The organism is Marichromatium purpuratum 984, assembly GCF_000224005.2.
GTDB classification, from domain to species: domain Bacteria; phylum Pseudomonadota; class Gammaproteobacteria; order Chromatiales; family Chromatiaceae; genus Marichromatium; species Marichromatium purpuratum.
This window is the reverse complement of sequence record NZ_CP007031.1, coordinates 754,793-767,607: the sequence shown is the minus strand read 5'-3', so window position 1 is coordinate 767,607 and position 12,815 is coordinate 754,793. Positions and strand designations below refer to the sequence as shown.

Annotated in this window: 11 protein-coding genes; 6 read left to right on the top strand and 5 right to left on the bottom strand. The window is 67.0% G+C overall.

Annotated features, from left to right (window positions below; all coding sequences use genetic code 11):
* Nucleotides 1–19: 19 nt before the first annotated feature.
* From MARPU_RS16495 to MARPU_RS03425, 6 genes are all read left to right on the top strand, one after another.
* Nucleotides 20–1,093 carry a GGDEF domain-containing protein gene (locus MARPU_RS16495; protein WP_005224683.1) on the top strand — a complete coding sequence of 358 codons (1,074 nt, stop codon included), beginning with the start codon at nt 20–22 and terminating at the stop codon, nt 1,091–1,093.
* Nucleotides 1,093–2,298 (top strand): ABC transporter permease, encoded by a 1,206-nt coding sequence (locus tag MARPU_RS03445; RefSeq protein WP_005224684.1) that lies wholly within the window; start codon nt 1,093–1,095, stop codon nt 2,296–2,298. Before MARPU_RS16495 ends, MARPU_RS03445 begins: the two co-directional genes overlap by 1 nt.
* A gap of 20 nt (nt 2,299–2,318) precedes the next feature.
* Nucleotides 2,319–3,506 (top strand): ABC transporter permease, encoded by a 1,188-nt coding sequence (locus MARPU_RS03440; protein WP_232229492.1) that lies wholly within the window; start codon nt 2,319–2,321, stop codon nt 3,504–3,506.
* 71 nt (nt 3,507–3,577) lie between these two features.
* Nucleotides 3,578–3,943, top strand: a complete 366-nt coding sequence (locus MARPU_RS03435; protein ID WP_005224686.1) for an Hpt domain-containing protein — start codon at nt 3,578–3,580, stop codon at nt 3,941–3,943.
* Between the two features lie 474 nt (nt 3,944–4,417).
* Nucleotides 4,418–5,239 carry a glycine/sarcosine N-methyltransferase gene (locus MARPU_RS03430; RefSeq protein ID WP_005224687.1) on the top strand — a complete coding sequence of 274 codons (822 nt, stop codon included), beginning with the start codon at nt 4,418–4,420 and terminating at the stop codon, nt 5,237–5,239.
* Nucleotides 5,236–6,078, top strand: a complete 843-nt coding sequence (locus MARPU_RS03425; RefSeq protein WP_005224688.1) for an SAM-dependent methyltransferase — start codon at nt 5,236–5,238, stop codon at nt 6,076–6,078. The genes MARPU_RS03430 and MARPU_RS03425 overlap by 4 nt, the downstream gene beginning before the upstream one ends.
* 111 nt (nt 6,079–6,189) lie before the next feature.
* Here MARPU_RS03425 and MARPU_RS03420 read toward each other — a convergent pair whose 3' ends face one another.
* The 5 genes from MARPU_RS03420 to MARPU_RS03400 all read right to left on the bottom strand — a co-directional run bounded on the left by MARPU_RS03420 (nt 6,190) and on the right by MARPU_RS03400 (nt 12,814).
* Nucleotides 6,190–6,402 carry a cold-shock protein gene (locus MARPU_RS03420; protein WP_005224689.1) on the bottom strand — a complete coding sequence of 71 codons (213 nt, stop codon included), beginning with the start codon at nt 6,400–6,402 and terminating at the stop codon, nt 6,190–6,192.
* A gap of 1,017 nt (nt 6,403–7,419) precedes the next feature.
* On the bottom strand, nt 7,420–8,763 hold the full coding sequence (locus MARPU_RS03415) for an EAL domain-containing protein (protein ID WP_232229491.1): 1,344 nt from the start codon (nt 8,761–8,763) through the stop codon (nt 7,420–7,422).
* A gap of 219 nt (nt 8,764–8,982) precedes the next feature.
* A complete protein-coding gene (locus MARPU_RS03410; RefSeq protein WP_005224691.1) occupies nt 8,983–9,183 on the bottom strand; it encodes a DUF2061 domain-containing protein in 201 nt (66 codons plus the stop codon).
* 104 nt (nt 9,184–9,287) lie between these two features.
* Complete coding sequence (locus MARPU_RS03405; RefSeq protein ID WP_005224692.1) at nt 9,288–11,303, bottom strand: ABC transporter ATP-binding protein; 2,016 nt, start codon at nt 11,301–11,303, stop codon at nt 9,288–9,290.
* Between the two features lie 92 nt (nt 11,304–11,395).
* Nucleotides 11,396–12,814 carry an ABC transporter permease gene (locus tag MARPU_RS03400; protein WP_005224693.1) on the bottom strand — a complete coding sequence of 473 codons (1,419 nt, stop codon included), beginning with the start codon at nt 12,812–12,814 and terminating at the stop codon, nt 11,396–11,398.
* Nucleotide 12,815 lies beyond the last annotated feature (1 nt).

Here is a 12,815-nt window from a genome sequence, read left to right as displayed (position 1 = left end):
GATAGCAGGCACTCTCGCCATGCCCATGCCACTGCAGTCGCTGAAGCGCCTGCTCGAGACGCCACAGCGCTTTGCTCGGGACCCGCTGCTGTTTCGTCGCGCGCAGCTGCTCAACTTCATTCTGCTCACGCTCACTGCGCTGATGAGCGTTGCCGCGCTGTTCAACATCGTCATCATCGGCGACTCGAGACTCGCCCTGATCGAGCTGGCGATGGTCGTGGCCATACTGCTGGCGCTGTGGCGCTTTCGCCGTCACGCCAACCTGCACGGGTCGGCGTGGCTGGCCTCGTCCTCCGCGGGCGCGATGCTGTTGTATCTGATCGTCCATACCGAGGGCGACACCAACCCCTATGTGCTGTTGTTGCTCTACCCGCTGTTTGTCTATCCGCTGCACGGTCTGCGCGCAGCCACCATCGCTTACCTGCTGTTCGTCGCTGCGGTCCTCGCCATCTTCGTCTACGGCTGGGCGCACTGGAGCATCAGCTGCCCCGCCCAGACGCTGTTCAACATCACCACTGCACTGCTCATCGGTGGCGGCATCATCTATTACTACGAGCACACCCGCGAGGAGGCACTCAACCGGGTGCGCACCCTGTCGATGACCGACCCGCTCACCGGCATCTGGAACCGCACCATGTTCGATGAGATGCTCGCGCGCGAGATCGCCAAGACCGGTCGTCATCAGCGCTGTTTCTCGCTGATCCTGCTCGATCTCGACCACTTCAAGCAAATCAACGACACCCTGGGACACGATGTCGGCGACGCGGTACTGCGCGAGTTCGCTCGGCTGCTCGCCACACGCACGCGTGCCAGCGACGGTCTGTCGCGCTGGGGCGGCGAGGAATTCGCGCTGATCCTGCCCGACACCTCGTGTCAACAGGCCGAGCAACTCGCACGCGACCTGCTCGAGACCATCCGCGAGCACCGCTTCCCCACCGTCGGACGGGTCACCGCAAGCCTCGGGGTCGGAACCTTCCGCCCTGGCAGCGACCGCGATGCCTTTTTCCGCGCCATCGATCAGGCCCTCTATCGCGCCAAGCGTCAGGGGCGCGACCGCCATGCCATGAGCGACGACGATCGGACAGCCGACTGATGCGCCCCCGCGACACCGCCACCACCGCACTGCGCGCGCTCGTCGCCCATCCCGGCCGCGCTGCGCTGACCCTGCTGGCCGTCGCCCTCGGTTGCGCGGCGGTGGTCGTCCTGTCGGGGATCGGCGATGGCGCGCGCCGCTTCGTGCTCGACGAGTTCAGCCAGCTCGGCACCCGGCTGCTGATCGTCGTCCCCGGGCGCAACGAGACCACCGGGGGCGCGCCACCCCTGCTCGGTGAGACCCCGCGCGACCTCACCCTGAACGATGCCCTGGCGCTGCTGCGCGCCCCGGGGGTCGCGCGGGTCGCCCCGGTAGCGATGGGCGAGGCACCGGTCTCGACCGGGGCGCTGGCGCGCGAGGTCGGCATCCTCGGCACCACCGCCGACTATCTCGCCATCCGCGAACTGACACTTGCTGCCGGGCGCTTCCTGCCCGCCGCCGATCCCGGTCGCGCGGCGCCGGTGGCGGTGCTCGGCGCGACCCTGGCGCGCGAGCTGTTCGGCACCGCCAGCCCGCTCGGCCGACGCATCCGGATCGCCGACCGGCGCTTCCGGGTGATCGGCGTGCTCGCTGGCGGCGGCGTGTCGCTGGGCACCGACATGGCCGATCTGGCACTGATCCCGGTGGCCTCGGCGCAGGCGGTGTTCGACAACCCCGGGCTGTTCCGGGTGCTGGTCCAGGGGCGAGTCGGCGCCGACCTGGCGATCACCGCCGAGCAGGTCCGCGCCGTCGTCCGCGACCGCCACGAGGGCGAGGACGATGTCACCGTGATCACCCAGGACGCGCTGCTCGGCACCTTCGACCAGATCCTCTCGACGCTCACCCTGGCGGTGGCGGCGATCGCCGCGATCAGCCTGGTGGTCGCCGGGGTGTTGATCATGAACGTGATGCTGGTGTCGGTCTCCCAGCGCAGCGCCGAGATCGGGCTGCTCAAGGCGCTGGGGGCGAGCGCGGCCCAGGTGCGCGCGCTCTTCCTCACCGAGGCCCTGGTGCTCGGCGCGCTCGGCAGCCTCGCCGGGCTGGGCTGCGGTCACGCCCTGCTCTGGCTGATCGACCGCCAGCTCGCCGGGTTCACCCTCGCCGCGCCCCCCTGGGCGAGCCTGGCGGCGGTGCTCACCGCCATGGGCAGCGCGCTGATGTTCGGACTGCTGCCGGCACGACGGGCCGCGCGGCTCGATCCGGTCGCAGCGCTCAACGGTCGCTGAGGCAGGGGACGATGCGCACCATGGACCTGATGCGTTATGCCCTGGGCGCGGTCGGCGAGCGTCCCGGTCGCAGCCTGTTGACGGTGCTCGGGATCGCCATCGGGGTCGCCGCGGTGGTGCTGCTGACGGCGATCGGCGAGGGCGTGCACCGTTTCGTGCTCGCCGAGTTCAGCCAGTTCGGCACCAACCTGATCGCCGTCTCGCCGGGGCGCACCACCACCCTGGGGATGTCCGGGGCGCTGGTCTCCAACGTCCGACCACTCAGCCTGGATGACGCCCGCGCGCTCGCGCGCCTCCCCGAGGTCGAGGCGGTGGTCCCCGTGGTGCAGGGCAATGTCGCCGTCGAGCACGCCGGGCGCAGCCGCCGCACCACGGTGTTCGGCGCCGGCCCCGGGGTGCCCGAGATCTGGTCGATGCGTCTGGCCAGCGGTCGCTTCCTCCCCGAGCGCGGCGCCAATCCGCCGGCCTTCGCGGTGCTCGGGGCGGAGCTGGCGGTGCAGCTGTTCGGCCAGCGCTCGCCGCTCGGCGCCCGTATCCGCGTCGGCGGCGAGCCCTATCGGGTGATCGGGGTGATGGCACGCAAGGGTCAGATGCTCGGCTTCGATCTCGACGACACCCTCTACATCCCCGCCGAGCGGGCGCTGGCACTGTTCGACCGCGACAGCCTGATGGAGATCGACCTGCTCTACGACCGTCATGCCGACAGCGCGGTGGTGGCCGAGCGGGTGCGCACGCTGCTGATCCGTCGTCATGGCAGCGAGGACTTCACCATCACCACCCAGGACCAGATGCTCGCGGTACTCGGGTCGGTGCTCGGCGCGCTGACCACGGTGGTCGGGGCGCTCGGCGCGATCTCGCTGCTGGTCGGCGGGATCGGCATCCTCACCATCATGACCATCGCCCTCGGCGAGCGTCGGCGTGAGATCGGGCTGCTGCGCGCGCTCGGCGCCGGACGCGAGCAGATCCGCTGGCTGTTCCTGCTCGAGGCGATGCTGCTGGCGCTGCTCGGCGGCGGCATCGGACTCGCCGTCGGGGGACTGGTGATCCTGTTGCTCGGGCTCGCACTGCCCGGGCTGCCGCTGCAACCGGCCTGGGATTTCGTGTTGCTGGCCGAGTGCGGCGCACTGCTGCTCGGGCTGGTCGCCGGGGTCGTCCCGGCGCTGCACGCGGCGCGACTCGACCCGGTGCGGGCACTGCACGAGCAATGAGCCGCGCGGGTTGGACGACGACGAGGCGCCGGGGTTAGAGTCGCCGAAACACCCGGCAGTGGAGCACGATGATGCCGATCCCTGCACCCGAACAGCCGCTGCGTGATCCCGCGGCGGCCCTCGCCAGCGTTGGTGGCGACATCGAACTCGCCCACGAATTGCTCCATGCCCTGCGCGCGGAGCTACCGGCTGAACTCGAGGCGCTGCGCGCCTGCCGCGCCGAGACCGACTGGCCGGGTCTGGCCGACTATGTCCACCAGATGCGCACCGTCATCCGCTACTGTGGCGTACCGGCACTCGACGCCGCACTCGACGCGCTCGAGCGTGCCGCCCGCATCGGCGACGCGCTGCGCATCGATCGAGACCTCGCACGAGTCGCAACCCAGGCCGGACGACTGACCGGCATGCCTGAACCGGAGTCGATCGAACACGAATAGAAATCTCCCGAACCGATCCCAGTCACCCACCAATCCCCGACCCTGCGCAGCCTCCAGGCGCCCCTCCTCCAGCCTTCGCGTCACATCCTGCCTGCTCCTCCGAAAAACCCCGGAGAGCCACCAGACACGGCCTGACAATCAGATTCTCTGATAGAGAAAACAAATATTTAAATGCAATCAAACCGAGCGACGGGTTGATTCATCGTGACAGCCCTGTAGGATGAAACCTTCTTCCGATCGGGGCTAACCCGACTATCATCCGGTGGCATCCAGCTACCTCATCAAGTGCGCATTCGCGCTATTTCCTGCGGATCGAGCCGCGCATGCCAGGCATGCACCGGCGCCGAAAGAAAACCTAAAGTGTACTAACCAGATGTGCGGAACGTCCGCGCAGACGACCGAATCGCATCCCCTCGCGGCAAGGGGAGCGCGCACGTCATCACCACCGACCCGAGCAGGCTCAGGAGCGACGCCATGTACAACCCCACGCACACGCAACAGGACTATGGCAACGACCCGCTTGCAGTCAGACACACCGACCACTACCAGGCCGAGTACATCCAGTCCTTCGTCGAGAAGTGGGATCAGCTGATCGACTGGGACGGGCGCGCCCAGAGCGAGGGCGATTTCTTCGTCCGGATGCTGCGCGAGCACGGCGCGCGCAAGGTACTCGATGTCGCCACCGGCACCGGCTTCCACTCGGTGCGCTTGCTCAAGGAGGGGTTCGAGGTCACCAGCGCCGACGGCAACCCCAACATGCTGGCCAAGGCCTTTGCCAACGCCCGCAGCCACGGCAAGCTGCTGCGCACGGTGCAGGCCGACTGGCGCTGGCTCAACCAAGACGTCCACGACTATTACGACGCGGCGATCTGTCTCGGCAACTCCTTCACCCATCTGTTCGACGAGCGCGATCGTCGCAAGGCGCTTGCCGAGTTCTATGCCACGCTGCGCCACGACGGCATCCTGATCATCGATCAACGCAACTATGATGCTCTGCTCGATCACCAGGTCGCGCCCAGCCACAACTTCTACTACTGCGGCGATGACGTCCGCGCCACCCCCGAGCATGTCGACGACTCGCTCGCCCGCTTCCGCTACGAGTTCCCCGGCGAGAACGTTTTCCATCTCAACATGTTCCCGCTGCGCAAGAACTATCTGCGCCGGTTGCTGCACGAGGTCGGCTTCCAGAAAGTGACCACCTACGGCGACTTCAAGGAAACCTATCGCGAGGATCAGCCCGATTTCTTCATCCACGTCGCCGAGAAGCGCTACCGCCAGGAGGACGAGAACGCATGAGCACGCCCTACTCCGAGGTCGTCGAGACCGCCCGCAACTATTACAACAGCGAGGATGCGGACAACTTCTACTTCCACGTCTGGGGCGGTGAGGACATCCATATCGGCATCTACCAGCACGCCGAGGAGGCAATCGCCACGGCCAGTCGCCGTACCGTCGAGCGCATGGCCGCAGTCGCCGCGCCCATCACCCCGGAGACCCGGGTGCTCGACATCGGCTCGGGATTCGGCGGCGCGGCACGCTATCTCGCCGCCACCTTCGGCTGCACGGTGACCTGCCTGAACCTCAGTGAGAAGGAGAACGCGCGCAACCGTGCAATGCGTCGCGAGCAAGGACTGGAGGATCGCATCGATGTGCGCGACGGCAGCTTCGAGTCGATCCCGCTCGCCGACGCCAGCGTCGATCTGGTCTGGTCGCAGGACGCCATCCTGCACAGCGGTGAGCGCGAGCGAGTGATTGCCGAAGTCGCACGGGTGTTACGCCCAGGCGGGCGATTCGTCTTCACCGACCCGATGCAGGCTGACGACTGTCCATCAGGGGTGCTGAAGCCGGTACTCGAGCGCATCCATCTCAGCACACTGGGGTCATTCAGATTCTATCGCACAACGGCCCTGGACAACGGTCTCGAGGAGGTCGAGATCATCGATCTCACCGAACAGCTGGCGGTTCACTATAGCCGTGTCGGGGAGGTGCTGGAGAGGTCGCGCGAACAGCTGGCAGGGAAGATCTCGGCGAATTATGCCGCACGCATGCAGGAGGGTCTGGCGCGCTGGGTCGATGCGGGACGCGCTGGCTATCTGCGCTGGGGGATCATGCACTTTCGCAAACGCACTGATTGAGTGCGCTCACACCCGACGGACATGGGCATCGGGAGAACAGCGGACCGGGTGACAGGCACCCGATCCGCGCCCTGATCGGCCCTGGCCCCAGGGGCCGGGCCAGAATCAGGCTCAGACCGGGTTGACGTTCTCGGCCTGGGGGCCTTTCGGGCCCTGGGTGACCTGCATGGTCACCTGCTGACCCTCGAGCAGGGTCTTGCGGCCAGCGCCATTGATCGCGCTGTAATGCACGAAGACGTCCTTGCCGCCCTCACGTGCAATAAAACCGTAACCCTTCTCGTCGTTGAACCACTTAACCGTCCCGGAAACCATTTCGCCTGGCATATCAACCTCATCACAATATAAAGCACCGGCATTCATCTCGCCGGTATTGCTAAAAATCCGCGTCCCGCACGCAATACGAGCGCGGTTTCATCACCCTGACACGGCAGGATGATGAATCGAACGGGAGCCACGCAGGCATCCCGCAATCGGTGGCGACACTGGGTGTCGCACCATATCCGTTATCGACCCGTGTCGATGAACGAGACCAGGCTTCCGCCGGCGTACCGAACGCTATCCACCACCGAGTAGTGGGCAACGTGTCGTTCGGCACGCCTCCACGGGCACGGACAACGCGCCATCACAACGGATGACCATGGCTGTCCTGACCGGGGGAAGGGGCATCGTCGTGGCCGAGCATCAACCGTTCTGCGGTGCAGCTCACGCAGAGCGGCGACCGTTTTCGCGGCAGTCTCGAGGCCAGAGGCCCCATGCGATTGATCGGGCGGTATTGGTTCCGAGCGAGACGACCACTGGCCACCTAAAGCGGTGCTGGGCCGGCTCATCAGGCCTGCGGCCAAGATGACCGACAACCCGACACCGGATTCCGACGCCATGGGGTCCCGCGTAACTATCCTTCCATCAAGCACACGCATCCGGCGTATTCGTTCTCGAGGTGATGCTTCCAGCGTCACCAATGCTTCTTCGTCATTATGCGATTCTATTTTGCCAGTGTAAACCGGAGAACGTAATCGCATCATCGGCATTCGCGATCATCCCTTTTCATCGTTTCATTATCACCACACGACCAGGATCACTCAGGCAACACGGCCGGTGGCGGTCATTGCTATCGGGACGGACACGATGGATACACCCCGTCCACGCCACGCAAGACGACAGCCATGCGGTCGGAACAACGAACGTTGGAGGAATGCGATGATGATCGGCGGTGATACCGCGAGTGGGGGAAATGCGACGGAAGCGACCTTCAGTAGAGCGGAATCGAAATTCTCATGGCAGCTAGTGTAACCCTGAATCCCGCCCTTGGCGACGAAAATCTGCGCCTGGGTCACACTCCGCTCAGGAGTCGATGAAGCTCGACTCGGACTCGATACGTTGCACCGCCGGGTACATCAGGTCCTGATAGGGCATGCTGACGAAGTGTCCCTGGATAGCATCAACCCCAGCGCTGAACAGCATCGGCAGCAACCGGGCGCTCTCCACGGCGAGTGCTACCACCTGGATATCGCGTGCATGGGCACAGCCGACCAGACGATCGAGATCCCGCTGCTCGACCTCGCCCTCGACCAGACCACGAGTGATCCTGCGGTTGAGTTTGACGTGGGTCATCAGACCACCATGGCGCTCGAGGAAACGGCAGTCGCCGACGCCCGGGTCCTCGAGCAGGAGGCCGTGACGATTGAGGCGCAACAGCTCGGCGAGTTGCTCCACCCCCTCGGGCTCGCGCACGAAGGCGTCGCGATGGAGTTCGACCACGATCGAACCCGAGGAGATCCGCGCCGCCGAGGTGAAGCCGCCGATGGCCTTGATCAAGGCACGCGAACGCAGGGTCTCGGTGGCAAGGTTGACGAACAGCATGGCATCGGTGCGACCGGCACCTTGCAGCTCCTCGAGGATGGTCAGCGCCCGCCGGTAGATCCACAGGTCGATCTTGCCCATCCAGCCCGCCTCGGCAATGGTCGGCAGGAAGTCGCCAGGCAGTATCAGCGTCCCGGACTCGTCCTTGAGCCGTACCAGTGCCTCGAACTGACTGCGCGCCCGGTCGGGCGCCTCGAGCGGCACGATCGGCTGGAACTCGAGGGTCAGACCGCCCTCATCGATCAGCGACTTGATCCGCAACTGCTCGACGGACAACCCGGTCTCGTGAACGGTGGTCTCGGCAACGAACTCGGTCTGCGGCTCGGACTCCTGGGTCGCGGCCTTGCTCAGGTCAGTGATGGTCGGGATCACCACAGCACGCCCCTCTCGCCGCCCCTCACGGCTCTCAGCACGCCCCGGCGACGACTCCGGCGATGCAGTCCCTGCCTGCTCGAGCACGCGCAACCGTCGGCGCAACACGGCATTGCCGAGTTCGCGCTCACAGACCATCAGCAGGTGATCGGTATCGCCCTTCATCACCACATCGGCCGCGCCCCAGCGGTAACCCTCGGCCGGCGAGAGTTGGCTGTCCCTCGGCTTGATCAGCACCACCGAGGCATCGAGGACATCACCGATCGCATCAAGACGCTCATCGAGGGCCAGATCGAAGAAGGAGCCAGCCTCGCACAACACCAGGTCCCAGTGCCCCGGTTCGCTCAGGGCCTGATCGAGCGACGCCTGATCACTGGCCGCGCTCAGCTCGACCTCGATCCCCCGGCGACCGAGCAACGCAGGGATGCGCAGCTTGACGGGCTCAGGATCCACACACAGTATGTGCTTTTCTTCAATCATCCAAGGTCCACTGAAGCAGGTTGCGCCAAAACGCGTGTCCAGTGCGCAAAATAAGTCGCGTACGGGACTAACGCAACCCCAGGGACCAGGCGCACCGGCAAGACATCCCGGCCTAGGACAAACCGAAGGCGTCAGACTCCAACCTGATTACAACACCAGCCCCGGACGACCGACAGCGCCCAGCATCCTCGTCTAGACCTCAGCGGCCGCGATCGTCGCGGGTCGCTTGCGAATCCGTTCCCACACCAACTCATGGAAGAAATAGGCCACGGTATTGACCATCGGCTCGACCAAGGCGATGGCGCCGCCGACGACCCAGCTGCCGGTCATCAAGTAGGCCACGGTGAAGGCCACCGTCATGTGTACCGCGCCGAAGGTGAGTGTCTTGATCATGATCGCTACCCTCTCGATTACCTTGAGGACAAGGATAGACCGAGACAGACTTCAAATGAAATAGATTCTCATTTGCAAAATGATAGAGGATAACGATGATGTCCTCAGGTGCTCGGCGCGTCGCCCTCCTCGGCCCGGATACAGTGGACGCGATGCGTCGGGCTGAGCTGGCGGGCACCGGGATAGGCCAGGGCGCACTCGGGGCGCGCCTCGGGGCAGCGCGGATGGAAGTGACAGCCCGGCGGCGGCGCACTCGGCGAGGGCATATCGCCCTCCAGACGCAGGGTGCGCCGCTCGGCCCGGGGATCGGCCACCGGCACCGCCGAGAGCAGCGCGCGGGTATAGGGATGACGCGGACGCTCGAGGATCTCCTCGACCCGCCCCAGCTCGACCACCCGACCGAGATACATCACCGCGACCTCGTGGGCGAGATAGGCGACCACCGACAGATCATGGGTGATGAACAGATAGGACAACCCGAGACGGGCCTGGAGATCCTTGAGCAGGTTGAGGATCTGCGCCTGCACCGAGACGTCGAGCGCACTGGTCGGCTCGTCGCAGACGATCACCCTGGGGTCGACGGCGAGCGCGCGGGCGATACAGATGCGCTGGCGCTGCCCGCCGGAGAACTCGTGCGGATAGCGCTCGACGGCCGCACCCGGCATTCCCACCAGCTCGAGCAGCTCGGCAGCGCGGCGCAACCGCTCCGGGCGGGTGCGCGCCAACCCCAGCGCCTGCAGCCCCTCGCCGATCACGTCGCCGACCAGCATGCGCGGATTCATCGAGGCGTGCGGGTCCTGGAAGATAATCTGCAGGTCCTTGCGGAAGCGGCGCATCCGGCGATGGCCGAGTCCGGCGAGTTCGTGGCCCTGGTAGCGGATCGAGCCGGCGGTGGGCGCGATCAGCTGCAACAGCGCCTTGCCGGCGGTGGTCTTGCCGCAGCCGGATTCGCCAACCAGCGCCAGAGTGCGCCCCGGGCGCAGCCGCAGTGAGACCCCGTCGACCGCGCGCACCTGCCCGACCACCCGGCGCAGCACCCCGCGGTGGATCGGGAAGTGCACCTTGAGATCGGCCACCTCGAGCAGCGGGGCGGCATCCTCCCCGACGGGCACCTGCTCATCCTCCGCCACCGCAGGCTCAGCCACGGTGGCGGTGTCGACCAGGTCGGCGTCCCACAGATGGCAGCGCACCCAGTGCCCCGCCCCGGCCTCGTGCCAGGGCGGCAACTGCTCGGCGCAGCGCGCGAGCGCGCGCGGACAGCGCTCGACGAAACGACAGCCGGTGAACGCGCGATCGAGCGGCGGCACCCGCCCGGGGATGGCCGCGAGCCGCGCGCCGCGCTTGTCCGCCGTCGGCAGACTCTCGAGCAGCATACGGCTGTAGGGGTGCGCGGGCGCGGCGAAGAAGGCGGCGGTGGTCGCCGTCTCGACGATCTCGCCGGCATACATCACCGCCAGCCGCTCGGCGGTCTCGGCCACCACCCCGAGGTCGTGGGTGATCAGCAACACCGCCAACCCGCTGCGCTGCTGCAGGGTCTTGAGCAGGCCCAGCACCTGGGCCTGAATGGTGACATCGAGCGCGGTGGTCGGCTCGTCGGCGATCAGCAGCTCAGGGTCGCCGGCGAGTGCCATGGCGATCATCACCCGCTGCTTCATCCCGCCCGAGAGCTGGTGCGGGTACTCGCGCGCGCGCCGCTCGGGGTCGGGGATGCCGACCGCGCGCAGCAGCTCCAGCACCCGCGCATCCACCGCCGCGGCGGCGGCGCCCGCGTGCAGCCGCACCGCTTCGGCGATCTGCGCGCCGATCCGCATCACCGGGTTGAGCGAGGTCTGCGGCTCCTGAAAGATCATCGCCAGACGCGCGCCGCGCACCCGGCGCATCTCGGCCTCGCTGAGACGCAGCAGGTCGACCCCGTCGAGCCGCACCGCGCCGGCCTCGATCCGCCCCGCCGGCGGCAGCAACCGCATCAGCGACAGCGCGGTCATTGACTTGCCGCAGCCCGACTCGCCGAGCAGCGCGAAGGTCTCGCCGCGTGCCAGCTCCAGGCGTACCCCGTCGACCACCCGCGCCGCGCCGATGGTGGTGCTCAGCCCCTCGACCTCGAGCAGCGGCGCGCTCATCGCCAGGCCCCCGGGACGACGAGGATGACGGACGCGTGGCGACGATGGCGGATCACGGCGAGGGACCTCCGGGGTTGGGTGGACACGACGGCTCAGGCGGCGCCGCGCAGGCGCGGGTCGAAGGCATCGCGCACCACGTCGGCGAACAGGTTGGCGGCCAGCACCAGGGTGAACATGAACACGAAGGCGGCGCTCAGCGACCACCACACCACCGGCTCGCGCGCCAGCTCCAGCCGCGCGCCGTTGATCATGTTGCCCCAGCTGTTCATGGTCGGGTCGACCCCGATGTTGACATAGGAGAGCACCGCCTCGGCCAGCACCAGACCGCTGAAGTCGAGCACCAGGGTGATCAGCACGATGTGCATCACGTTGGGCAGGATGTGACGGCCGATGATGGTGAAGTGACCGACCCCGAGCGCGCTGGCGGCCTGGACATAGTCCGACTCGCGCAGCTTGAGCGTCTCGCCGCGCAGCAACCGGCACAGCCCGGTCCAACTGGTCACGCCGAGGATCAGACAGAGAAAGAGCAGGCGCAGGTCGGCGCGCTCGACCAGGCTGGCGAAGTCCTCGGCGTGGTTGCTCATGTAGACCTGCAGCATCAGCACCGCAGCGGCGATCAGCAACACCCCGGGGATGGCGTTGAGGGTGGTGTAGAGATACTGGATCAGGTCATCGACCCAGCCCCTGAAATAACCGGCCATGATCCCCAGCAGCAGCGCCGCGGGCAGCATCACCAGGGTGGTCAGGGTGCCGATCAGCAGTCCGGTGCGCACGCTCTTGAGCGCCTGGTAGAGCACGTCCTCGCCGACCTTGTCGGTGCCGAGGACATGATAGTGACCGGCGAGCAGCGCCACCGCCCCGCCGAGCGCCAGGATCAGCCCGAGGGTGAGCAGGGCCGCGCGCCACGGCACCTCGGTGCGCCCGGCTTTGATGCGCGCGCGCATCAAAGCCGGGGCGATGCCGCGCCGGCGCGCCAGCGCCGCGCTCAGCGCGAACAGGATCGCCCCCCACAGCGCCAGCCCCAGCAGCGCGCCGAGCAGCCCGCGCCAGAGGATGTCGAGGGCGCGCGCGTCGGGGTCGTCGAGATGGGCGCCGCCGTGCACCAGGCGGGGATAGTCGCGCAGCACCCGGCCATCGGGCAGCTCGATCGCCTCCTTGACGTAGAGATGGGTGGCGAAGGGCGCCGAGTAGGTCTTCTCCGACTGGCTGCGCAGCCCATCGAGCGCCAGATCGAGCAGGCTCAGCACCTCGGGCGAGTAGCGTGTCTCGGCGCTCGTCGCGCCGGGCGGGTCAGCGAGGCGCAGCCGCAGATGCACCGAGTCGAGCACCGCGACCAGCAGATAGCAGCCGAGCACCACCAGGGTGACCACCCCGATGCGCGAGCGCGCCACCCGACGCCAGGGCGCGCGCAGGTGCTCGTGGCGCGCGGCGTGCCAGGCGAACCCGCCGAGCAGCACCAGCAACAGATAGAGCAGCGCGTCGGTCCACAGCACTACCGGCATCAACGGCATG